The sequence below is a fragment of the Pseudomonas brassicacearum genome, from assembly GCF_003732225.1.
Lineage (GTDB): Bacteria > Pseudomonadota > Gammaproteobacteria > Pseudomonadales > Pseudomonadaceae > Aquipseudomonas > Aquipseudomonas brassicacearum_E.
Genome location: NZ_MOBJ01000003.1, coordinates 226,376 through 249,959 on the forward strand (window position 1 = coordinate 226,376; position 23,584 = coordinate 249,959).

A 23,584-nucleotide genomic window follows, 5' to 3' on the forward strand; every position below is an offset into this window, starting at 1 on the left:
TATCAATGTTTCAAAAACCAGAACAGCTCATGACGCCTGACAGCCTTGCGAAAAAACTCGTTCTCTCCGAGAGGCGACGGCGCTCTGCCGGCCAGGAGCCACTGTATCGAGCGGCGCAATCGACGCTTGAACGGCATCCGCGGTTGCAAGTCATGCATCATCCCCAGCGCCATGGCCTTGTCACGCTGTTGCTCAATCGACAATGCCAGGCAATACGGCTGCAGCACGTGCGCCGAATCGAACACCGGCGGCAATGCAATCCCGGCCCCTGAATCGCCCATTGGCCAACGATCATTGTCATGCAGGTGGTTGGCGTAGCCCAGCAGTGTAGTCGGCTGCCACTCAAGGCCCTGCAAGGCTTCAAGCACGGCTTGCTGTGCGCAGATGTGATCAGGATGCGGATCCAGCGCAGGGTGTGGCAGGACGATCACTTCAGGGCGAGCCTTGAGCAGCAACTCACGCAAATCGGCCAGCAGATTATTCCAGGTCGGTGCGCCATCGCGGTCACCGGGCAGGGAGAACGGATTCAATTGGCGGAACAGCCGGGTATCGCTCAAGTCCGCTTCCCGGGAGGCGATTGGCTGATCCGGCGCAGCCTGCATCGCGGCCAGCTGCAGGCAAAAATACCCCAGTTGCACGCACCGCGATTCAGGCACACCAGCCCAGCGCGGCACTGCAATACTGTCCCAGGCGCGCAAGCGGCCCTTGATCCGCGAAGCTTCGACGGTGTTCAGCCCCATCTGTTGATAGTGCTCGGCTTCGATTTCACCGGCGGTCAACGTGACGATCCAGGCCTCATTGGCCTGGCTGTACAAACCGAAAGCAGCCAGCTCGGCATCGTCGGCATGAGGCGCAATAACCATCACTCGCTGACGACGGTAATCAGCTTGTTCGAACGACCAGAGCACTGGCTCACCGAGCACCCGGCAGAAGTGCCCGCGCAAACGCAAATGGCCCTGCGACAGAGCGTCTGCCTGGCCGCTGAGGTTGAGGTAACGCAGGCCTTTTACACCACGCTCAAAGGTTTGCCGGTCCGGATCATCGCCACCCGACAACTCGACCACCGGATCGATAAAGCGTCCCAGCCAGGTGCTTTTTATCCGTAGCGCCAGCACCAATGTGGTGTCGTCGGTCAGGATCACACCGTCGTCCAGCAACAGACGTCCACCGTCCAGGCGAACCTTGGGCTGCTGGGTGTACGGCGGGAAGCTGTACTGGTAATCATCCTTGGGCGAGTAAAACAGGTGGTCGGCGAACCACGCCTCGTGGGCGACCCAGGCCAGGACCGCAAGTACCGGCGGCAGCCACCAGGCCACCAGCACACCCACAGCGATCAACAGCAACAGTGCGATCAACAGACCGATGCGTTTGTTGCGTCGATGACGCTTGAGCAATTGCTGCTTGCGGCTGCTGGTCTGGCTCATACGGTGAACACCGGCACAGAGTTGCACCAGCGGTCCTTGTATTCGCGATCAGCGCGCCCGAAGGAAAAGCGCAGCGGCTTGTCGATCGCTCGCGCCTGCTCCCAGGCGCTTTGGGTATTGAGGAAACTCAATACGCTACCGGGGCTGAATTCGCGGGTTTCAGGATCGACACCGCCATTGATGTACTCGACGCTGATCCACTCCGGCGCTTCAACCCGGTAGACCAACTGAATCGCAATCGGCGCATCGTTGAGGAAGATCACCGAGCCGATCAGCAACTCGCGCAGCAACTCGAGCACCTCGCTCATGCGCGGCGCACCGGTCGCTGGAAAACCCCAGCGGCGCTGGAACAGATCGCAGTAGATCACCGCCAGCTCCTGACTGGAGAACTCGCTGACCGGGCGTACCACGCCACCGGCCTCTTCAAGCAAGCGCAGCTCACGACGCTGGTTGTAGCGAAACTTCTTCGACAGTTCTTCAGGTGTGCGAGCCATGGCCAGTTGTTCGGCTTGCGGCTTGAGGCCGGCAAAGCGGCCTTCATTCAGCGCCGACAGGTAGCGCCCGCGGTGACGCAACAGCGCCTGCGCATCGACCGCAGCCGGCAGGATAAACTCAGCGTTGCCGAGATCGAACAGGCCTTTCTTGCCGTTACGCTTGAGCACGTCCTTGGACAATGCGAGATCGCGGCCCCAGGTCGGGATCGCGGCTTTCAGTTCGCCCCCCTGCTCCCAGGCCAGGTAACGCACCGGGATATCGGCCAACTGCGCCAGACGCTCGACCACCAGTGGATGCGTCGCGACGCTACCGCCAAAACGCTGCCAGGCATCGCTATAGGTCGACGCGTCGACAACGGACCAGCCACGCTCGCGCCAGCCTTGAAATCGGTTGAGCATCAGGCCCTCGCCGTCAGTTCAATGACGTGTGGCAGACGCCAGAACGCGTCGCGTACGGCCCGATCCGAGAAGCGTTCACGCAGGCGATCCAGCATCATCTCGGTGCAGACCTGACGCTCGTGCTGATTCATGACGGCCAGGTGTTGCAGCCCTTGCGCCAGATGCTCGGCGTCCCCCAGCGGGAACAAAATACCGACACCTTCGACCACTTCCGTCGCCCCGCCGCACGCGGTGGCCAGCAACGGCACACCGGCGGCCATGGCTTCGAGCAGCACCATACCGAACGGTTCATGGTCGGAACTCAGGGCAAATACATCGAAGGCCCGGAAGTAGCGACGCGCCTCCGGCACCTGACCGAGAAACAGCACGCGGTCACCAATACCAAGTTCGCGGGCCAGATCCTTGAGCCGCTGCTCCAGACGTCCGGCGCCAAGAATCGCCAGCTGACTGTCGACCGGCAAACGCGGCAAGGCCTGGGCAAAACCGTGCAGCAAGGTGGCCTGGTCCTTGTCCGGGTGCAGGCGGCCGACGTTACCGATCACCCACGCATCCGGCGAAAGGCCCAAGGCATCACGCGCCTCATCGAAGGACACCTGAGAGGCCTGCAACGCGTCGACATCGATGCGGTTGTAAAGGGTTTGAATCCGCGCTGCCGGCCATTTCGGCAGGCAGCGACGCATGTCGTCACGCACCGCATCGGAAACCCCGAGCAGGCTCAGGCGTTTGCGGAAAATATGCGCGAACAGCTTGCGCGTGCGCCGCTGGTAATCACCAAAGGCGTGGTGCACGCCAATCACCGGCAACGCGGTAGCGAGTAAGGCGATGTAGATTGGCTTGAAGCGGTGGGCGATACAAAAACTGAAATTGCGCGACTGGGCGATTTTGCGCAAATCGGCAATCGCCCCCAGCTTCAAGCCACGAATGGCCTTGGAGCTGTACTCCATGAACAGCACTTCATCAGACGCACAGCCTGCTGCAACGTCGGCGTCGGCGAGCCCGGTGAGAAACACCGTGGTCACTCGATAGCCGGACCCTGCGAACAGGCTGGCGTACTGTCGCGCGCAGTCGAGGAACGGCCCGTCATAGCCGTGACAGAACTGCAGCACATGGCGTTCAGCCGAGCGAGTCATAAGCATCCGCGCCGTCTTTGACCACCAGAATATCTTCCATGATCAGATACTGTAGATCGGAACCGAAGAACATGTTCAGGGCGTCGGTCGGCGAGCAGATCATCGGCTCACCGCGGCGGTTCAGCGAGGTGTTCAGCGACACGCCGTTACCGGTCAGTACTTCCAGCGCTTTCATCATGTCGTAGTAGCGCGGATTGTATTCGCGCTTGAGCACCTGGGCACGGGAAGTACCGTCTTCATGGACGACTTCCGGCACGCGGGTCTTCCACTCTTCAGCCACTTCGAAAGTGAAGGTCATGAAGGGGGCCGGATGATCGATCTTGATCATCTGCGGCGCCACGGTGTCGAGCATCGACGGGCAGAAAGGCCTCCAGCGCTCGCGGAACTTGATCTGATGGTTGATCCGGTCAGCCACGCCGGTGGCGCTCGGGCAACCGATGATCGAACGACCGCCCAACGCACGTGGACCGAACTCCATGCGCCCCTGGAACCAGGCCACCGGATTGCCGTCGACCATGATTTTGGCGATCTTCTCCGGCATGTCGACGAGCTTGCGCCACACAGGCTTGCTCGGGTGACGGGCGCAGGCCGCGATCACGTCTTCGTTGCTGTACGACGGGCCGAGGTAGACGTGTTCCATCTTCTCGACCGGCACACCACGGGCATGAGACACGTAAGCAGCAGCACCCACCGCGGTGCCGGCATCGCCGGACGCAGGTTGTACGAACAGTTCTTTGATGTCATCGCGGGCGATGATTTTCTGGTTCAGCTTGACGTTCAACGCACAACCGCCAGCGAAAGCCAGCTTGCCGGTTTCCTTGAGCACGTCGCCCAGGTAGTGGTCGATCATCTGCAACGCCAGTTTCTCGAACAGCGCTTGCATGCTCGCGGCGTAGTGGATGTACGGTTCGTCGGCGATGTCACCTTCGCGCTTCGGTCCCAGCCACTCGATCAGCTTTGGCGAGAAGTAGAAACCTTTGCGCTTCTCTTTGTAGCGACGCAGGCCGATGACGTTGGCGTAATCGGTGTTGATTACCAGCTCGCCGTTTTCGAACGAGGCCAGTCGGGAGAAATCGTATTTGCTGGCGTCGCCGTACGGCGCCATGCCCATGACCTTGAACTCACCGTCGAGCATTTCAAAACCGAGAAACTCGGTGATCGCGCCGTACAGGCCGCCAAGGGAATCCGGGTCGAAGAATTCTTTGATCTTGTGGATCTTGCCGTTCTCGCCATAACCGAAGAAGGTCGTGGCGTACTCGCCCTTGCCGTCGATCCCGAGGATTGCGGTTTTCTCTTTGAAACCGGAGCAGTGGTAGGCGCTGGAGGCGTGAGCCAGGTGATGCTCGACCGGCTCGATCTTGATTTTCTTCGGATCGAAGCCCAGTTGCTCAAGGCACCAGACAATCTTGTTGCGATAGCGTTTGTAGCGACGGTTGCCCATCAGGATCGCGTCAAGCGCGCGATCCGGGGCGTACCAGTAACGCTTGGCGTAGTGCCAGCGGGCCTTGCCGAACAGGCTGATCGGGGCGAACGGGATCGCCACTACGTCAACGTCGGAAGGTTTGATGCCAGCCTGTTCCAGACAGAACTTCGCTGATTCGTAAGGCATGCGGTTCTTTGCATGTTTATCGCGTACGAAGCGTTCTTCTTCAGCAGCCGCGACCAACTTGCCGTCGATGTACAAGGCTGCGGAAGGATCATGGCTAAGGGCGCCGGACAGGCCAAGAATCGTCAATGCCACAGGGGTCTAGCCTCTTTAAGTCTGCATGCAGGCGACATGCGCCTGGAAATAATGTGTCCTCGCAAAAGGGCGAGAAACAGCTAAAGGGCGGGATTATAGCGTAAAGATGGCGGGAATGACCCAGAGGTTGTTTGACGCGGGAGAGATCACCTTGGGCGCCGTTGTACGACCGCACTCAACCACGGCCCGGGCGCCAGTAAATCCTGATATTGCCGTCGGTAGCCTGCCGGTAAATCGTGTACGGCAAGCACACCGTGTCCAGGACACCCGACACCGTCAAATCCAGTAGCACCAGTGGCACCAGGATCCCCGTGGGATCAGGGGGTGCATTCAAGATACAAAAATCATAAGCCAGACCACTGTAGATACGGGGAATGGACTGACAATAGGTTTTCTGCTTCCTGAGACCACGGGCCGCCTCCGCATCATCTTGCAACACCGTACTAACGGTCCCGCAACCGCCTAAAACAAGAGAAAAAGCACCCAGCGAAATAACCGTTTTTATAGTCAATGTTTGCCCTCCGAGAACATCAGGCAAAGCTAGCACCGCGATCGTTGCCCCCACAGATCACGACCTCTGTAGATCACGTAGGATTATTCATAAAGAGTTGTCACCAACAATACAAAGCGGCTAGAGCCCCCACCACTCAGGTCGGCTGTCAGGCTGCCATCGCGAGCAAGCTCCCTCGCCACAGGTTGCGTGTTTATCCCATGAGTAGGATTCAGAGAAGCTTCTGACATGGTTTTCAGGTTGTCGGTGGGAAGCCGCATCACTAGTCTTGCGTGGTCGCTGCCAATTCAGCGACCGGACGTGAGAATCCGGACTCCTCTAGGCGCACAGCTGACCACCCTATACAGTGCAGACGCTTTTTAGTCTGTCGCTCAAATTATGGCGGCTGTGCGCGGGCACGCTTCGGCGTGGCCGGGTTCCTAGAGTCCCGGTTTCTCACCCCGCGTACGGCTGCCACCCCAAGTCCGTGAGAAGACCTTGTGGCAGCTCCATTACTCTGGGAGCTTCATCATGCACAAAGTCACTCCAAATCCCCCTGAAACCCCAAGCACTTCCCCGTACGCCTCCACCGACTCCAGAAAACTCCACGACGCCGCCGAGCGCGCACTGGATCACCACCTCAAACCGCCGTTCGACAAGGGCAACCTGCCCGACAAACGTCCCTCCAACATCTTCGCGGTCATCCCCGATCTGGATAACGAAACCCTGCTGGCGCATGCCTCGGAAACACTCGCCTCGGTCAATGTGCTGGCCAGCGATCTGGCCTTCGAACTCGAAGGCACACGCCGGCATGTAGCGCTGGCGATTCAGCAGATGATCTCGTTGGGGGAGCTGTTGGTGAACCGAGCGCTGGATAGTTTCGATCAACCAGAGGCGCCGTAACACTGGACTGTGGGAGGGCCGCACGGCCCGTCCCACAGTTTTGATTGATGTACATCAGCCTCCAAAGCCGCACACGCCCCAACCACTCAGGCCGGCTGTCAGGCCGCCAGGGTCAAAAGATCGCAGCCTTCGGCAGCTCCTACGGGTGTTCCCACCCACAATGCAGTGACGCGCGCCCAGCACTCAGGCCGGCTGTCAGGCCGCCAGGATCAAAAGATCGCAGCCTGCGGCAGCTCCTACAGAAATCGAACTCGCCTTCACCACTCAACAGGCCGAGCGTTAGCTCGCCTGCCGCTGTTGATCTTGATCCACCCGCCCCCTCGGGAGGCCGAGTGGAGGTGTTCATCAGGGGGTTGGCGCGCAGCGCCGTACGGCGCAGCCGGACACATCGAGAGGAGGTCGTCGCGAAGCAGACCGTAGGCGATGCCCCCTGATGAATACCGGAGCGAGGGAACGCCGAGCCTAGGCGAGGTGCCGGACGCTTGGGGCGAGCGTTTTTTTGCTTACTTTTTTTAGGCGCTTGTAAAAAAAGTGAGTCGCCGTCAGGCGAAACCCTAAGTGGCCGTTACCGCAGGAATGGATATGTACACCTGCAAGAGATTGGCCGGCTGTCAGGCCGCCATCGTAGGCAAGCCAGCTCCCACAATTTTGATTGGGGTACATCCGCAAGAGATTGCTCGGCTGTCAGGTCGCCATCGCGAGCAAGCTCGCTCCCACAGTTTTGATTGATGTACATCTGCGGGAGATTGGCCGGCTGTCAGGCCGCCTTCGCAGGCAAGCCAGCTCCCACAGTTGAACTGTGTACACCTGCGGGAGATGGGTCGGCTGTCAGGCCGCCAGGATCAAAAGATCGCAGCCTGCCGCAGCGCCTACACCTCCTTGGGCAACCGCTGATCGATAACCTGATGCAGGGCACTACTCTGAGGCCAGTTACGCATAAACCGCGCCCGATCCCGTGCATACGCCGGAGCAAAACTACTCAGCGAACCGTGCTGACACATCGAATCCAGATCAATCAACGACCAGCGATCCACGTCCCAAAACAGATTATGCCCCTTGAAATCCCCATGACTGATGCGCTCGCGAATCAGCTCGGCAAACAAGTGATCCAGCGCCAGCAACTCAGCTTCAGGCGCATCACCACTCTCAACGAACGGCGCGAAGCGTTCGATGATGTCCGGTCCCGACAGGTATTCGGTGATCAGATAGGCCCGACTGCGCAACCAGAAAAAACGCTTTTCCAACACCGCCAACGGTTTCGGGGTGGCGATACCCAGGAACGCCAGACGATTGCCCTCGCGCCATGAGTGCCAGGCGCGGCTCGGGCGCCAGAAGCGTTTGAGCCAATGGGCAAAGCCCTTGATGTTGTAGCGCTTGACCAGCAGCGTGCGTCCCGCCACCTCGACCTTGCCAACACTCGCCGCACCACCGGTCTTGTACAGATGCCCCTGATCGAGCAACACATCGGCCTGCGCCAATACCGGCAGCATGGCCGCTTCTTCTTCACGACGAATCGCGCGCAATCCGAATGCCCCGCGCTGCACGCTGAACAGCGTGCATTCGCGGCCGACCTTGATCAGAAAGTCTTTCAAGCGCCAGCTGCGAACCTTATTGATCTGTTTCTGCAAAGCCTCCAGCGGCAACGCGTGCTCGCCGTTGCTCAGCAGGTAATACACCAGCAACTCTTCGGTGAACGGCTCAAGCGACTTGGGTAATTGGGCAAAAAACACCCCGAGGTTTTCCAGGACTTTTTGTCGGGACAACGGCTGACCAGCCTGTTCGACACGAATACCCGCACCATCGATCAAGTACAGCTGGCCGTCGTGACGCAGCAGATTGTCCAGGTGCAGGTCTTCCTGCCACAGGCCCTTGCTGTGCAATTGACCAATGGCCGCCAGCGCCTCGGCCAACACTGCCGTTTGCTCGTCCGCCAGCGCCGGCAGTGCTTCGACCTGCTTCCAGGCATCGCCGAGACTTTCGGCGCCTTCGAGGAAATCGAACAGCAGCCAGCCACCCTCGCTGTCTTTCAAGCCATCGGCCAGCAACAACGGCGTGATCAACCCTTGAGCCGCGAGCAGGCGTACACCGTCCAGCTCACGCTGAAAATGCTTGGCAGCCTTGCTGCCCACCAGCAGTTTGGCCAGCACCGGACGTCCGCGCCAAACAGCGGCGCCCACATAACGCTGGCCCGGCAGAACCCGCAGCAAGCTGAGCAGTTGCAACTGGGCCGGCCCTGCGGCATCCGCCAGCTCGATGCTCAATGGCAAGCCTGGCGTGCGACCGGCGTTTTTCAATTCAGACAAACGCATCAACGCGCCTCCTTGTGACTACGTCGATCGGTCAGGCGCTGCACCCAGCGGTCGACCAGCGAGCTGTCGGTTGGCTGATCCAGATAAGTCGCGAGCAACAGCCGCGCCTCCTCAATGCTCCAGATCGACGCCCGGCGCAACAACGGTTCCAGATCCTTGACCCGGTCGCGCTGACCGAACAACAGCGGTCGGGTTTTCTCCAGATCGATCAGTTGCGCCTGGTAACCGTTGCCGGCGGACCGCAAAAAAATGTGTTTGGGGTAAAAACAGCCATGCACCTGACGCACTCCGTGTAGTTGACGCGCAAGCAGCGCGCAAGCCCGCAGAATTGCCACCTGCTGCGCCGCACTGAATTGCGGCCACTGCTCCAGCAGCGAATCCAGATCGTTCCAGCCGTCCAGTGCACGAGTCAGCAGAATCGCCCGGACCTCGCTGTTCACCTTGCGCTCACCAAAAAAAACCGCCTGCAATGCCGGAATTCCCAACTGCTGGTAGCGGCTGATGTTGCGAAACTCACGGGCAAAACTGGGCTCACCGAACGGCCGGTGCAAAGACCGCGTCAAGTAGTTGCTCTGACGTTTGAGGTAGTAACCATTACCGTCCAGATCCAGCCGATAAACGCTGCTCCAGCCGCCTTGAGACGTGTTCGGTTTGTCTACTGCGTCGAGTTGCTTTGCCCACAAGGCATCGAACTCGTCGAGGCCATGACGCACCAGCAGTTCGCGGTCGTCAATGGCCAGAAAATCAGTCATTCGCATCCCTTGAAATTTTCACGATCCGCCGGTTCCGGCGCGTGTTGAAGGCCTTGAGTCGAGACTCTTGGCGGTGCAGCGGTTTCAGGCTCCCTCCCTCCATCAAAGCGCATCTCCATAGCGCTGCTTGCGTGCATAAAGCTTGTTGGCCTTGCCCTCGAGCCACGCCAGCAACGATGCCTCTTCGCGCAGAATCTGGCGCAAGGGCTGCTGGAAGTAACCTTTGAGGAAACGCAACTTGTCGCGACGCGTCAGGCCGATATCCAGCGCCGAGAAATACAACGCCGCCAGGTCCTTGTTACGCCAGCGTTTGGTGATTGCCCGGCGGGTCTGGGCACGGTGTAAATCGATGACCGAAAGCTTGAAGTCGTCGGCCGTCACCGGCTTGTCGGTGTGCAGCAGAAAATGGCAGATGTAGCAGTCGCGGTGGTTGACCCCGGCGCGGTGCATCATGCCGGTCATGCGCGCCACTTCGGCGATCAGCGCACGCTTGAGTTTTGGTTCCGGCGGCTGCTTGACCCAATCGATGCTGAAGTCTTCCAGGCTGACGGTCGGCGCCAGTTCTTGCGTGACGATGAACGAGTGCTGGTCCGCCGGGTTGCTGCCGCGCTCGCCGTAAGCAACGGCGGTCATGGTCGGCACACCGGCTTCCTGCAAACGCTGGATAGCCCGCCATTCCTGGCCAGCACCGAGTACCGGCAGCTTGGCGGTGAGCAGATTCTTGAAGATTTCGCCCCAGCCAATGCCGCGGTGAATTTTCACAAAGAAGCCGCTCCCGGCGACTTCGGTGCGCAGGGTACGGCGCGCTTCGAGCTCGCGGTAAACCTCGCCCTTCAGGCCTTCGACTTCGGTGAACGCATCGCGCCCGGCCCAAAGGCTCTTGAACGGTTCGGCAAGAATCAACTTCATCAGTGTTGCTCCGCCAGAATCACATCCGCCGCGTGCTGCGGCATGCTGTAGAGATCGGCCGTGTCGGCAAAGGCCAGACCATTACGGCCCCAGGCCGCACGCGCTGCGTCGTCGCTCAACATGGTCGTCAGGTACTGCGTGAGTTGCGCCTGTTCGAACGGTTCGTCCAGCACCAGACCGCTGTCGGCTTCGGCGATGTAATGCGCGTAACCGCACACCGCACTGACCAGCACCGGCAAACCGGCCACCAGTGCTTCAAGCAATACCGTCCCGGTGTTTTCGTTGTACGCCGGGTGGATCAGCAGATCGGCACCGAGCAGGAAACGCGGAATATCGCTGCGCCCCTTGAGGAACTTCACGTTATCGCCGAGCCCCAACGCGGCACTCTGTAACTGAAATACTTTGGGGTCGTCCTGGCCGATGACAAACAGCCGGGTGCGTTTACGCAGTTCCGCTGGCAGCGCCGCCAGGGCCTTGAGGCTGCGATCGACACCTTTGGTCTTGAACCCGGAGCCGATCTGTACCAGCAACAATTCGTCGTCGGCCAGGGAGAATTCACGGCGGAACTCGGCGCGGATGTCGGCCGCATTGGCCGGCGCACGACGGTCCAGGGCAATGCCCGGTGGCAGCAGATGGAAGCGCTCAAGCGGTGTGTCGTAATGCTTGATGAACAGTGGCTGCTGGACTTCGGAAATCATCAACACGTCGGTTTTCGCATCTTTGGCGAACACTGCGCGCTCGTACTCGGCGAAGTGCCGGTAGCGGCCCCAGCGCCGATAGAGGGAATTGCGCAGGGTCTGCGCTTTCTCCTCGAAGCAGCCATCGGCAGCGTAGTAGACGTCGAGCCCCGGCATTTTGTTGAAGCCGATCAGCCGGTCCACCGGACGCTTGGCCAAGTCGGCTTCCATCCAGGCACTCAGCTTCTCGTTACGACGATGGTTGAAGATCGCCTTTACCGGCGCCACCAGCACGTCGAAACCCGGCGGCACATCGCCCTCCCAGATCAGCGTGTAGACGCGGATCTGATGCCCGCGTTGCTGGCATTCAAGGGCAATGCGCATGAAATCGCGCTGCAATCCGCCAAACGGGAAATATTTGTAAAGGACAAATGCCAGTTGCATCAGCGCAGCTCCTCAGCCAGTAATGGCGGCTGCAAAAGCGTGCTTAAACGGCTCGCGACACGCTCGGGGTTCAGGCGAGTGAAACACAATGGCCACTCGCGCTTGAGATCAAACCGACGCTGATCTTCAGCCGTCGGTTGGTAAGAACATTTCTTCTGCAGGCATGGCGCGCACGGGAAGTTGCTCGCCAGGTGCACCTGGCTTTTGCCATAGGCACCGGTCAGGCCCGGATTGGTCGGACCGAACAGCGACAGAGTCGGCACGTCCAGCGCGGCGGCCAAATGACCGAGACCGGTGTCCACCGCCACGCAGGCTTGCGCACCGGCCAACACCTTGGCGACGCCGGCCAGGTTCAACTTGGGCAATACTTCAGCATTACGCAGGCCCTTGGCGATACGCTCGGCGCGGGCCTTCTCGGCCGGGTTGCCCCATGGCAGCTTCACCGCCACACCGAGGTGCCCCACGCGTTCGGCCAGCTCACGCCAATAAGCTTCCGGCCAGTGCTTGGTGTCCCACGTGGTGCCGTGCAGGAACAACACGTAAGGATTCTTGCGTGGCAACTCGACCAGCCGTTCGACGTTCAGGCCGTAATCGCCTAGCCCTTGCGGCAGGTCGTAGCCCAGCGCCACGGCGAACAACTGACGCACTCGCTCCACCGCATGTTGACCACGGGCCACCGCCAGACGGCGCGAATAAAAGCGCGCGGCGATTGGCTCACGCGCTGAGTTCTTGTCCAGACCGGCCACCGGGGCACGGACGTAACGGGTCAGCCAGGCACTTTTGAGCAGGCCCTGAGCGTCGATCACCAGATCGTATTTCGTGGCGCGAACACTCTGCTTGAAGCGTTTCCACTCACCGCTTTTGATGGTTTGCCAGATATTCTTGCGCCAGCGCCGGATCGCCACCGGAATCACCTTGCCGACAGCCGGGTGCCAGGTCGGGATCTCGGCAAAACCTTCTTCCACCACCCAGTCGAACGTGATGCCCGGGATCGCCCGTGCCGCGTCGGTCAATGCCGGCAACGCATGAATCACGTCACCCAACGAAGAAGTCTTGATCAACAGTACCCGCAACTTAACGGACCTCGACCGGTGCGCCTTGCAGGCGATCTAAGGCTTCGTTCACCGGTTGCGGCGTAAGCTGGCGCAAGCAGTTGTAATGGCCAAAACGGCAAGTGCGATCGAAGCAAGGGCTGCACTCGATGCCCAGACGAACGATCTCGACCTTCTCCGCCAGCGGCGGCGTAAAGCCCGGCGACGTCGAGCCATAGACTGCCACCAACGGACGGTTCAGCGCCGCCGCGACGTGCATCAGGCCGGAGTCGTTGGACACCACCGAGTCGGCGCACGACAGCAAGTCGATGGCCTCGGCCAGCGAAGTAGCGCCACTGAGGTTGACCGACTCTTCACGCAGGCCCGGAATCAGCCGCGAGCGAATGTCTTCGCCGACCGCATGATCGTTCTTCGAACCGAACAGCCAGACTTGCCAGCCTTCGCGGATTTTCGCTTCGGCGACTTTGGCATAGTGCTCGGAGGGCCAGCGCTTGGACTCGCCGAACTCGGCACCCGGACACAGCGCCAGCACCGGACGATCAAGCGCCAGATCGAACTTGGCCAGCGCAGCGTCGCGGCTGGTCGGGTCGATTTGCAGGCTCGGGCGCGGATACGGCTTGGGCAACTCGGCGCCAGGCTCATAGGCGAGCGCCATGAAGCGCTCGATCATCAGCGGGTAACGCTCTTTATCGAGGGTGCGCACGTCGTTGAGCAGGCCGTAACGGAACTCGCCACGCCAGCCGGTGCGTTTCGCGATGCCGGCGAAGAACGGCACCAGCGCCGATTTCAGCGAGTTGGGCAGCAGAATCGCCTGATCGTACTGGCCGGCCAGGGACTTGCCGATCCGCCGCCGCGTTGCCAGCTCCAGCACGCCGTGGCCGAGCGGAAAGCTCAAGGCCTGGCGGACTTCGGGCATGCGCTCAAGGATCGGCCGACTCCACTCGGGGGCCAGCACGTCGATTTCGCACTGAGGATGACGCTGTTTCAGACACTGAAAGAGTGTCTGCGCCATCACCATGTCACCGACCCAACTGGGCCCAACGATCAGAATTTTCATGTGTTTTCCAAAAACAAACCGGGGAGGCATACGCCTCCCCGCCTCGAGAATCCAGCACCTGCCGCCTTGGCTGCCAGGTCATTTGGACGAGCCCGCAGGGGCTCGCCGGATCAATTTTGTGCACATCCATGCGATGCAACCAGGTTACCTTCAATCTGCAAAACACCGCAGATCTACTGTGGGAGCGAGCTTGCTCGCGATGGGGCCGTCACACTCAACATCAATAGTGACTGTCAGATCGCTATCGCGAGCAAGCTCGCTCCCACATTGGGTACTCGGCGCTTCAACCATCCTGTTTCAGCTTAACCCCAGCTCGCGCCAGATCCGCAACACTTCGCGACGCTCGGCCACAAACTGGTCACCCGGAATCACCCCCGCCTCATTCTGCAGGGCCTGGCGGTGAGCAGCGGAGCGGTAGGCTTTATACACCTCACGCAGCAGGCTGGCGTCTTCGGCGGGCATCAACCCGACCTCCTCCAGGCCTTCCAGAATGCGGATGTTATCCGTATAGCGGAGCAGCGAAGGGTGCGCGTCGGACCACGCCAAAGCGGCGTATTGCACCATAAATTCAATATCGACGATACCACCGGCGTCCTGCTTCAGGTCGAACGGCGCCGTGGCTTCGAAGGCATTTGGCGCGGTGCCGGCCGCGGTGCCCTTGCTCCCCAGGTTGTCGCGCATCTTGGCGCGCATCTCACTGACTTCCTGGCGCAGCTTGGGCAAATCGCGTGCACGGCCCAGAACCTTCGCCCGGACTTTTTCGAAAGACTGGCCGACATCCTGACTGCCGACCAGCACCCGCGCCCGCACCAGCGCCTGATGTTCCCAGGTCCAGGCTTCGTTTTCCTGATAACGCTCGAACGCCCCCAACGAACTGACCAATAACCCCGATGCGCCAGAAGGGCGCAGGCGCATATCGACTTCGTACAACTGGCCGGAGTTGGTCTGGGTGGTCAGCAAATGGATGATCCGCTGGCCTAGACGGGTGAAGAACTGCGCGCCGTCGATCGGTTTCGCACCGTCGGTTTCCGCCTGCGGATCACCGTCGTGGATGAACACCAGGTCCAGGTCCGAACCATGCCCCAGCTCCAGCCCGCCAACCTTGCCGTAACCGACAATGACGAAACCCGGATCGCACAAGGTGCCGTCGGTACGCTGCGGCGAGCCGTACTTGGCGACCGTCTGCCGCCAGGCCAGGGTCAGTACTTGCTCCAGAATGGCTTCGGCGAGCCAGGTCAGGTAGTCGCTGACTTTCATCAGCGGCAGGCTGCCGGCAATTTCCGAGGCCGCCACTCGCAGGCGGTGCGCCAGTTTGAAATGCCGCAAGGCTTCCATCTGTTGTTCGAGGTCATCCTCGGGAATACGCGTCAATCGCTCGCGCAATTCGGCGGCCAACTCCGGCGCCAACGGCGGCTTGAACAGTCGCCCCTCGTTGAGCAATTCGTCGAGCAACAGCGGGAAGCGAGTGATTTGCTCGGCAATCCACGGGCTGGCTGCGCACAAGGTCAACAGGCGTCGCAGCGCCCCGGGGTTTTCGGTGAGCAACACCAGATAAGCCGAGCGTCGCGCCACCGCCTCAACCAGCGGCAACACGCGTTCCAGCACCAGGTCCGGGCTGGCGTGCTCCACCGCTTGCGCCAGCAAACGCGGAATAAAGGCATCGAGCCGCTCGCGCCCCAGACGTTGCATCGCCCGCAATTGCGGACTGCTGCGCAGGCTGGCGAGTGTTTTCAGGGCCTTGGGCGCGTCGACAAAACCACCCTCTTCCAACTGACGGCAGGCGGCGTCTTCATCCTGGGCTTCCTCCCAGAGCGGCAGCCATTCACCGCCGACCACCACTTCGCTCTCCTCGCCGTCCTCTTCATCCGGATCAGCAATCACTTGACGGAAGTGCCAGTCGACCCGGCCGCGCCAATACATCAGTTGCTCATGGAACGCCGTCCAATTGGCGAAACCCAACATATAGGCAATGCGCGCCTGATCGTGTTCGCCATGCGGGAGCATTTGCGTCTGACGGTCGGCAATCGCCTGAATCGCGTGTTCGGTGTAGCGCAGGAATTCATACCCTTCGCGCAGCTCGCTGATCACCGCCGGCGGCAGGTAACCCTGCCCTTCAAGCGTGCTGAGAACTTTCAATAGCGGACGCTGCTGCAAACTCAGGTCACGACCGCCGTGAATCAGCTGGAAGGCCTGGGCGATAAATTCAACTTCACGAATACCGCCGGAGCCGAGCTTGATGTTGTCGGCCATGCCTTTGCGCCGGACTTCCTGCTGGATCAGCTGCTTCATGGTGCGCAGCGCTTCGATTGCCGAGAAATCCAGATAACGCCGATAAACGAACGGCCGCAGCATGTCGAGCAACTGCGCGCCCGCCACTTGATCGCCGGCCACCACCCGCGCCTTGATCATTGCGTAACGCTCCCAGTCGCGACCCTGGTCCTGGTAGTACTGCTCCAGCGCATTGAAGCTGAGCACCAGCGCGCCGGACGAACCATACGGCCGCAGGCGCATGTCGACGCGAAATACAAAACCGTCGACAGTCATCGGGTCCAGCGCCTTGATCAGCCGCTGCCCCAGACGAATGAAGAATTCCTGGTTATCCAACGGACGCTTTACACCGACCGTCTCGCCACCTTCGGGGTAGGCGAAGATCAGATCGATGTCCGACGACAGGTTGAGCTCGACCGCGCCGAGTTTGCCCATGCCGAGGATGACCATTTGCTGCGGCTCGCCACTGCGCCGACCGGTGGGCGTACCGAACTGTTGGCAATGGCGCTGATACAACCATTGATAAGCCTGATCGATGCTCGCATCGGCCATGTCCGAGAGGTCGCGGCAAGTCTCGATCAGATCGGCCTGACGGGTCAGGTCACGCCAGATGATTCGCACCTGCTGGCGGTTGCGCTGACGGCGCAGCACGCGAGCCAGTTCGTCGTCACTGGTAGCCGTCTGCACAGCGGCCGCGATCTGCGCGCACAACTCACCGGCGGTGAAACTTCGGTCGAGTTCGCCGGACTGCACAAGCTCAAGCAACATCAAAGGGTCACGCAGGCTCTGTTCAATGACAAAGTCGCTGGCGGCGGTCACTCTGGCAAACGCTGCCCAGCGCTCAGGCGACCAGGTCGACAGGCCATGATCATCGTCAAACAGGGCAACAGCCGCACGGAACGACTGCTCGGCGCGGCTGACAAATGGAAGGAGAATGGCCGGCAGTTCGGCAAGCGAAGGGAGGCTCATGGTCTATCCTTGATCGGCGTAGAAAGGGCTGTCTGTAGTGAACGCATGAAAAGCACTACGCAAAGGAGTGTCGAACAAAAGTTAGAAATAGCTGAAATTTCGTTTTTTTTGGCAGCCAGCATCAAACTTCCACCTGTCTCGGTTAGCTAAAGACCAACAGTAACGATTATTCTCACAACGCAGCAGGAGGCCACAAGCCAGTCTTCTGTAGTTTTACTACTCGTATATACATTCGAAAGGCTGAAATGGTCGACGATTTGTAGTAAAACTACACGCCGCCGAATCAACCTCCGGCATTCCAAGAATTTATAACGTCTGCCCACAAGGCCAGTCGCTAACTCAGGCAACCGATTCTGGAAGCCTTTCCGCCCTGGAGCAAGCCATGCAAGACCTCGATCCCGTCGAAACCCAGGAATGGCTGGACGCCCTGGAATCGGTTCTCGACAAAGAAGGCGAAGACCGTGCTCACTATCTGATGACCCGTATGGGCGAACTCGCGACCCGCAGTGGCTCGCAACTGCCTTACGCCATCACCACGCCATACCGCAACACGATCCCCGTTACCCACGAAGCACGCATGCCTGGCGACCTGTTCATGGAACGCCGCATTCGCTCGCTGGTACGCTGGAACGCGATGGCCATGGTGATGCGTACGAACCTGAAAGATTCTGACCTGGGCGGTCACATCTCCAGCTTCGCCTCCAGCGCAACCCTGTACGACATCGGCTTCAACTATTTCTTCCAGGCCCCGACCGACGAACACGGCGGCGACCTGATCTACTTCCAGGGTCACACCTCGCCAGGCGTTTACGCCCGTGCGTTCATGGAAGGCCGCATCACCGAAGAGCAAATGAACAACTTCCGCCAGGAAGTCGACGGCCAGGGCTTGTCGTCCTACCCGCACCCTTGGCTGATGCCTGATTTCTGGCAGTTCCCGACGGTATCGATGGGCCTTGGCCCGATCCAGGCGATCTACCAGGCTCGCTTCATGAAGTACCTGGAAGCCCGTGGTTTTATCCCCGAAGGCAAGCAAAAAGTCTGGTGTTTCCTGGGCGACGGCGAGTGCGACGAGCCGGAATCCCTGGGCGCGATCTCCCTGGCCGGCCGCGAGAAGCTGGACAACCTGATCTTCGTCATCAACTGCAACCTGCAGCGCCTCGACGGCCCGGTTCGCGGCAACGGCAAGATCATCCAGGAACTCGAAGGTGTGTTCCGCGGTGCTCAGTGGAACGTGACCAAAGTCATCTGGGGCCGTTTCTGGGACCCACTGTTGGCCAAAGACGTCGACGGTATCCTGCAACGCCGCATGGACGAAGTCATCGACGGCGAGTACCAGAACTACAAAGCCAAAGACGGCGCGTTCGTGCGTGAACACTTCTTCAACTCGCCAGAACTCAAGGCGATGGTTGCCGATCTGTCCGACGACGAAATCTGGAAGCTCAACCGTGGTGGTCACGACCCGTACAAGGTCTATGCGGCGTACCACGAAGCGGTCAACCACAAAGAACAACCGACCGTCATCCTGGCCAAGACCATCAAGGGTTATGGCACCGGTGCCGGCGAAGCGAAGAACACCGCGCACAACACCAAGAAGGTCGATGTCGAGAGCCTGAAGTTGTTCCGCGACCGCTTCGACATTCCGGTCAAAGACGCAGAGCTGGAAAACCTGCCGTTCTTCAAGCCAGAGCCAAACAGCGCCGAAGCCCGTTACCTGAGCGAGCGCCGCACTGCACTGGGCGGTTTCGTACCACAGCGCCGCGCGCAGAGCTTCAGCGTGCCGACTCCATCGCTGGATACCCTCAAAGCTATCCTCGACGGCTCTGGCGACCGTGAAATTTCCACCACCATGGCCTTCGTGCGGATCCTCGCGCAACTGGTCAAGGACAAGGACATTGGCCCGCGCATCGTTCCGATCATCCCGGACGAAGCCCGTACCTTCGGTATGGAAGGCATGTTCCGTCAGTTGGGCATCTACTCGTCCGTCGGCCAGCTCTACGAGCCAGTCGATAAAGACCAGGTGATGTTCTACAAAGAAGACAAGAAGGGCCAGATCCTCGAAGAAGGCATCAACGAAGCAGGCGCCATGAGCTCCTTCATCGCGGCCGGTACTTCGTACTCCAGCCACAACCAGCCAATGCTGCCGTTCTACATCTTCTACTCGATGTTCGGCTTCCAGCGTATCGGCGACCTGGCCTGGGCCGCTGGCGACAGCCGTACCCGTGGCTTCCTGATCGGCGGCACCGCCGGCCGCACTACGCTGAACGGCGAAGGCCTGCAACACGAAGACGGTCACAGCCACATCCTGGCTGCCACCATCCCGAACTGCCGCACCTATGATCCAACCTACGGCTACGAGCTGGCGGTGATCATCCAGGACGGCATGAAGAAGATGACCGAAGAGCAGCAGGACGTTTTCTACTACATCACCGTGATGAACGAGTCCTACCAGCAGCCAGCCATGCCGGCCGGTGTGGAAGAAGGCATCATCAAGGGCATGTACCTGCTCGAAGAAGACACCCGCGAAGCGGCGCACCACGTTCAGCTGATGGGCTCCGGCACCATCCTGCGTGAAGTCCGTGAAGCGGCGAAGATTCTGCGTGAAGAGTTCAACGTCGGCGCTGACGTGTGGAGCGTTACCAGCTTCAACGAACTGCGTCGCGATGGCCTGGCCGTAGAGCGCAGCAACCGTCTGCACCCTGGCCAGAAGCCTAAGCTGAGCTACGTCGAAGAGTGCCTGAACGGCCGTCAAGGTCCAGTCATCGCCTCTACCGACTACATGAAGCTGTTCGCCGAGCAGATCCGTCAGTGGGTTCCGTCCAAGGAATTCAAAGTGCTGGGCACCGACGGTTTCGGCCGCAGCGACAGCCGCAAGAAACTGCGTCATTTCTTCGAAGTCGACCGTCATTTCGTGGTGTTGGCAGCCCTTGAAGCACTGGCTGACCGTGGTGACATCGAACCTAAGGTGGTGGCTGAAGCCATCGCCAAGTTCGGCATCAACCCGGAAAAACGCAACCCACTGGACTGCTGAGGAGACACTCTGTGAGCGAACTCATTCGCGTACCTGACATCGGCAGCGGTGAAGGTGAAGTAATTGAATTGCTGGTCAAGGTCGGTGATCGCATCGAAGCTGACCAGAGCCTGCTGACACTTGAGTCGGACAAGGCGAGCATGGAAATTCCGGCCCCCAAGGCCGGCGTCATCAAGAGCCTGAAAGTGAAGCTGGGCGATCGCCTGAAAGAAGGCGACGAGCTGATGGAACTGGAAGTCGAGGGTGCCGCTGCGGCACCTGAGGCTCCGGCCGCTGCTCCTGCGGCCGCTGCAGCACCTGTTGCTGCGCCGGCACCGCAAGCTGCTCCAGCGCCTGCCGCTGCGCCTGCTGCTGCCACCGTTCAGGACATTCACGTCCCGGACATCGGCTCGTCGGGCAAGGCCAGGATCATCGAAATACTGGTCAAGGTTGGCGACACCGTTGAGGCTGATCAATCGCTGATCACCCTGGAGTCCGACAAGGCCAGCATGGAAATCCCTTCGCCGGCTGCCGGCGTAGTGGAAAGCATCGCGGTCAAACTCGAAGACGAAGTCGGCACTGGCGACTTTATCCTCAAGCTGAAAGTGGTCGGTGCTGCGGCACCTGCTGCACCGGCACAAGCTGCTGCTCCAGCTCCAGCTCCAGCCGCTGCGCCCGTCGCTGCTGCACCTGCTGCAAAAGTCGAGGCCGCTCCGGCGCAGGTATCTGCTCCAGCACCAAGCGGTGCCAAGGTTCACGCAGGCCCGGCGGTTCGTCAGCTGGCCCGTGAATTCGGCGTCGAGCTGAACGCGGTGAGCCCAAGTGGCCCACACGGTCGCGTGCTCAAGGAAGACGTGCAGGTTTACGTCAAAGCCATGATGCAGAAGGCCAAGGAAGCTCCAGCCGCAGGCGCAACCGGCGGTGCCGGTATCCCGCCGATTCCGGTCGTGGACTTCAGCCGCTTCGGCGAAATCGAAGAAGTGCCGATGACCCGTCTGATGCAAATCGGTGCGTCGAGCCTGCACCGCAGCTGGTTGAACATCCCGCACGTGACTCAGTTCGATTCGGCTGATATCACCGAGCTGGAAGCGTTCCGCATCGCTCAGAAAGCCGTTGCAGAGAAGGCTGGCGTCAAGCTGACCATCCTGCCATTGCTGCTCAAGTCCTGCGCGCACCTGCTCAAGGAACTGCCGGACTTCAACAGTTCGCTGGCACCAAGCGGCAAGGCGATCATCCGCAAGAAGTACGTGAACATCGGCTTCGCGGTAGATACTCCTGAAGGTCTGCTGGTACCGGTTATCAAGAACGTCGACCAGAAGAGCCTGCTGCAACTGGCTGCCGAAGCCGCTGCGCTGGCTGCCAAAGCCCGCGACAAAAAGCTCACGGCAGACGACATGCAAGGCGCCTGCTTCACGATTTCCAGCCTCGGGCACATTGGCGGCACCGGCTTCACGCCGATCGTCAACGCGCCGGAAGTGGCGATCCTCGGCGTTTCCAAGGCAACCATTCAGCCAGTCTGGGACGGTAAAGCCTTCCAGCCGAAACTGATGCTGCCACTGTCGCTGTCCTACGATCACCGTGTGATCAACGGCGCCGCTGCCGCACGCTTCACCAAGCGTCTGAGCGACCTGTTGGGCGACATCCGCACCATCCTGCTGTAAGACCGAGCGGCCCTCCTTCACTGGAGGGCCACTCGCGTTCCACGCTTTCCGAGCGCCACGCTCGTACCTCAACCCCGCCAATTTGGCGGGGCTTTTTTTGCCTGAAAAACACTCGCCACGTCACAATACCGTCAGCGATCATTTAAATGCTGGATGTATTCCTACTGCCGATAACAGTCGAGACTACTTCCGTGGCTTATTCAGACCACAGCCAAAGTCCACTTACCCATCAATATTTATCACCCAACGAACAATAGGATAGCGCCAACAAAGCATATTAACTGCTTTTACAAAACACTCTAACTTTCACAGTGACACTTCGAACGGACTCGAAAATGTTTAAACCTACTGTCGGCCCGATTATTGGCCATACAACAACTAACCATGCACGCATCTTTTTACGCGGCGATGTCAATAAGCACTCTCCGGTATTTGCCGGAATACGCTATCGCCGCGCCGGTGATGCTCACTGGTCCAAAGGTCAGTTTGTAGCGTTGACGCCATTGCGCGACATGTCCGACGTTATCGCACTCAACAACCTCGCCCCCGATACCACCTTCGAGTACCAGGCCGGCTGGTTCAGCACCATGAGCCCGGTGCACACCGTGGAAACGGTGCAAGAGCTGCCATTGCAATGGCCGAAAGGAATCTACCGCTTTCGCACCGCGTCGAGCAAAACCACCGCAACACGCAGCTATATCGTCGGCTCATGCCGCTACCTGCGCATGACGCTGGGCGTGCCGTCGGCCCCCGCCAAGGGCGACAGGATTTTTGCGGCTATCCACTCACTGGCTGAAAAAGCATCACCCCCGATCAGTGCCCTGTTGATGACGGGCGATCAGATTTATGTCGATGACCTGAATATTATTAGCCCCGATCGGGAGTACCAGGAAATCCTCAGCAAGTATCGCAACGCCTTTTCTCAGCCGCATATTCAGAAGTTGATGTCCGCGTTCCCTACTTACATGATCCTCGACGACCACGAAATAGAAGACAACTGGCCCGCCAACGAAAGTAGAGCCGACCACTACCTCTATAAAAATGCAATGGCGGCTTATGAGTTATATCAGGCCAGTCATAGCCCCGCTCACGAACTACTGCCCGACGGGCAACCCAGCCGCGAACTAAGGCATTACTGGTATCAGTTTGCCGAGGGGGATATCGAATGGTTCGTCACCGACAGTCGAACCCGGCGCAATCTCTCGGCCGATGATCGACGCATCCTCGATGCAGAACAGGAGCAGGCACTGCTCAAATGGCTGATCAACAGCCCGGCGCGGGTCAAGTTCGTGGTTACCAGCGTGATGTTCTACCCCGACCGCAAGCACCATGGCGACGACGCCTGGAAGGCCTTCCCCGAGCAGCGTCTGCGCCTGCTGGAAACCATCCGAACCCACAAGCTCAAGAACGTCATCATCGTTTCCGGTGACGTTCATGGCTCACTCACCAGCCGCCTGAGCCACAGCGAAGACCCGGACTTCGAGGTTCACACCATCGTCTCATCGCCCCTGTGCAACAGCGCACTGCTGCCCTACGCCAAAGCCTCGACCTTCATACTCGACCAACCGCTGGTGCGGACCGACGCGGGCGATTATCAGCACCAGTTGACCTGCAAAGTGGTCAGTCAGGATAACTTCGCGCATTTGATCATCGATACAGAGCAGATTCGCGTCAGCTATCACGACCGGGATGGCAACCCTCTGCAATCAGTCAACATCGCGCTGCGCAGCACTCTGTAGAACGCTTCACTCGCCTTCGACCTTGCAACCTTGAAATACGATGCAGCACCGCTCCGTAGCAGCTGCCGAGCCCGCGAGGCTGCGTTCGGCTGCGAAGCAGTCGTTGAATCAGGCAATGCGTTCTTGCTGGAATACCGTGGACTCAGGGTTTGGGTTTGC

16 protein-coding genes are annotated in these 23,584 nt (G+C 59.8%); 4 read left to right on the forward strand and 12 right to left on the reverse strand.

Annotated elements, in window-relative coordinates; genetic code table 11:
- Positions 1-2 precede the first annotated feature (2 nt).
- The 5 genes from BK659_RS04020 to BK659_RS04040 all read right to left on the reverse strand — a co-directional run bounded on the left by BK659_RS04020 (position 3) and on the right by BK659_RS04040 (position 5,699).
- A complete protein-coding gene (locus BK659_RS04020; protein ID WP_123423832.1) occupies positions 3-1,424 on the reverse strand; it encodes a PIG-L deacetylase family protein in 1,422 nt (473 codons plus the stop codon).
- Entirely contained in the window at positions 1,421-2,317 is an 897-nt protein-coding gene (locus BK659_RS04025; protein ID WP_123423833.1) for a GNAT family N-acetyltransferase, read from the reverse strand. The genes BK659_RS04020 and BK659_RS04025 overlap by 4 nt, the downstream gene beginning before the upstream one ends.
- Entirely contained in the window at positions 2,317-3,447 is a 1,131-nt protein-coding gene (locus BK659_RS04030; RefSeq protein WP_123423834.1) for a glycosyltransferase, read from the reverse strand. The genes BK659_RS04025 and BK659_RS04030 overlap by 1 nt, the downstream gene beginning before the upstream one ends.
- Positions 3,431-5,188: a carbamoyltransferase family protein gene (locus tag BK659_RS04035; protein ID WP_123423835.1), complete on the reverse strand. Its 1,758-nt coding sequence runs from the start codon at positions 5,186-5,188 to the stop codon at positions 3,431-3,433. The genes BK659_RS04030 and BK659_RS04035 overlap by 17 nt, the downstream gene beginning before the upstream one ends.
- A 175-nt stretch (positions 5,189-5,363) precedes the next feature.
- Positions 5,364-5,699, reverse strand: coding sequence for a YceK/YidQ family lipoprotein (locus BK659_RS04040; protein ID WP_123424076.1), 336 nt, complete (start codon positions 5,697-5,699; stop codon positions 5,364-5,366).
- Positions 5,700-6,209: 510 nt separating this feature from the next.
- Between BK659_RS04040 and BK659_RS04045 the strand changes: the two genes are divergently transcribed.
- Positions 6,210-6,581: a DUF6124 family protein gene (locus BK659_RS04045; protein WP_123423836.1), complete on the forward strand. Its 372-nt coding sequence runs from the start codon at positions 6,210-6,212 to the stop codon at positions 6,579-6,581.
- Positions 6,582-7,450: 869 nt separating this feature from the next.
- On the opposite strand, the gene BK659_RS04055 is transcribed toward BK659_RS04045, so the two are convergent.
- The 7 genes from BK659_RS04055 to glnE all read right to left on the reverse strand — a co-directional run bounded on the left by BK659_RS04055 (position 7,451) and on the right by glnE (position 17,018).
- Positions 7,451-8,890, reverse strand: a complete 1,440-nt coding sequence (locus BK659_RS04055) for a lipopolysaccharide kinase InaA family protein (protein WP_123423838.1) — start codon at positions 8,888-8,890, stop codon at positions 7,451-7,453.
- Positions 8,890-9,642: a lipopolysaccharide kinase InaA family protein gene (locus BK659_RS04060; RefSeq protein ID WP_123423839.1), complete on the reverse strand. Its 753-nt coding sequence runs from the start codon at positions 9,640-9,642 to the stop codon at positions 8,890-8,892. Before BK659_RS04060 ends, BK659_RS04055 begins: the two co-directional genes overlap by 1 nt.
- A 102-nt stretch (positions 9,643-9,744) precedes the next feature.
- Positions 9,745-10,551 (reverse strand): lipopolysaccharide core heptose(I) kinase RfaP, encoded by an 807-nt coding sequence (gene rfaP, locus BK659_RS04065; protein ID WP_123423840.1) that lies wholly within the window; start codon positions 10,549-10,551, stop codon positions 9,745-9,747.
- Complete coding sequence (locus BK659_RS04070) at positions 10,551-11,672, reverse strand: glycosyltransferase family 4 protein (RefSeq protein WP_123423841.1); 1,122 nt, start codon at positions 11,670-11,672, stop codon at positions 10,551-10,553. Before BK659_RS04070 ends, rfaP begins: the two co-directional genes overlap by 1 nt.
- Positions 11,672-12,745 carry a lipopolysaccharide heptosyltransferase I gene (gene waaC / locus BK659_RS04075; protein ID WP_123423842.1) on the reverse strand — a complete coding sequence of 358 codons (1,074 nt, stop codon included), beginning with the start codon at positions 12,743-12,745 and terminating at the stop codon, positions 11,672-11,674. Before waaC ends, BK659_RS04070 begins: the two co-directional genes overlap by 1 nt.
- 1 nt (position 12,746) lies before the next feature.
- Positions 12,747-13,781 (reverse strand): lipopolysaccharide heptosyltransferase II, encoded by a 1,035-nt coding sequence (gene waaF, locus BK659_RS04080; RefSeq protein ID WP_123423843.1) that lies wholly within the window; start codon positions 13,779-13,781, stop codon positions 12,747-12,749.
- A gap of 297 nt (positions 13,782-14,078) precedes the next feature.
- The gene (gene glnE, locus BK659_RS04090; RefSeq protein WP_123423844.1) at positions 14,079-17,018 is read right to left on the reverse strand and encodes a bifunctional [glutamate--ammonia ligase]-adenylyl-L-tyrosine phosphorylase/[glutamate--ammonia-ligase] adenylyltransferase; all 2,940 of its coding nucleotides are present in this window, start codon (positions 17,016-17,018) and stop codon (positions 14,079-14,081) included.
- A 382-nt stretch (positions 17,019-17,400) separates the two neighbouring features.
- Between glnE and aceE the strand changes: the two genes are divergently transcribed.
- The 3 genes from aceE (at position 17,401) to BK659_RS04105 (ending at position 23,425) form a co-directional block, all read left to right on the forward strand.
- Positions 17,401-20,046: a pyruvate dehydrogenase (acetyl-transferring), homodimeric type gene (gene aceE / locus BK659_RS04095; RefSeq protein WP_123423845.1), complete on the forward strand. Its 2,646-nt coding sequence runs from the start codon at positions 17,401-17,403 to the stop codon at positions 20,044-20,046.
- Positions 20,047-20,057: 11 nt separating this feature from the next.
- Positions 20,058-21,686 carry a dihydrolipoyllysine-residue acetyltransferase gene (aceF, locus tag BK659_RS04100; RefSeq protein WP_123423846.1) on the forward strand — a complete coding sequence of 543 codons (1,629 nt, stop codon included), beginning with the start codon at positions 20,058-20,060 and terminating at the stop codon, positions 21,684-21,686.
- A gap of 335 nt (positions 21,687-22,021) precedes the next feature.
- Positions 22,022-23,425 (forward strand): alkaline phosphatase D family protein, encoded by a 1,404-nt coding sequence (locus tag BK659_RS04105; protein ID WP_123423847.1) that lies wholly within the window; start codon positions 22,022-22,024, stop codon positions 23,423-23,425.
- Positions 23,426-23,584 lie beyond the last annotated feature (159 nt).

Coding starts and splice junctions, on each gene's coding strand:
- BK659_RS04105 (WP_123423847.1), top strand. CDS start 22,022: ATGTTTAAACCTACTGTCGGCCCGATTATTGGCCATACAACAACTAAC.
- waaF (WP_123423843.1), bottom strand. CDS start 13,781: ATGAAAATTCTGATCGTTGGGCCCAGTTGGGTCGGTGACATGGTGATG.
- glnE (WP_123423844.1), bottom strand. CDS start 17,018: ATGAGCCTCCCTTCGCTTGCCGAACTGCCGGCCATTCTCCTTCCATTT.
- BK659_RS04025 (WP_123423833.1), bottom strand. CDS start 2,317: ATGCTCAACCGATTTCAAGGCTGGCGCGAGCGTGGCTGGTCCGTTGTC.
- BK659_RS04055 (WP_123423838.1), bottom strand. CDS start 8,890: ATGCGTTTGTCTGAATTGAAAAACGCCGGTCGCACGCCAGGCTTGCCA.
- rfaP (WP_123423840.1), bottom strand. CDS start 10,551: ATGAAGTTGATTCTTGCCGAACCGTTCAAGAGCCTTTGGGCCGGGCGC.
- BK659_RS04020 (WP_123423832.1), bottom strand. CDS start 1,424: ATGAGCCAGACCAGCAGCCGCAAGCAGCAATTGCTCAAGCGTCATCGA.
- BK659_RS04070 (WP_123423841.1), bottom strand. CDS start 11,672: ATGCAACTGGCATTTGTCCTTTACAAATATTTCCCGTTTGGCGGATTG.
- BK659_RS04045 (WP_123423836.1), top strand. CDS start 6,210: ATGCACAAAGTCACTCCAAATCCCCCTGAAACCCCAAGCACTTCCCCG.
- BK659_RS04030 (WP_123423834.1), bottom strand. CDS start 3,447: ATGACTCGCTCGGCTGAACGCCATGTGCTGCAGTTCTGTCACGGCTAT.
- BK659_RS04060 (WP_123423839.1), bottom strand. CDS start 9,642: ATGACTGATTTTCTGGCCATTGACGACCGCGAACTGCTGGTGCGTCAT.
- aceE (WP_123423845.1), top strand. CDS start 17,401: ATGCAAGACCTCGATCCCGTCGAAACCCAGGAATGGCTGGACGCCCTG.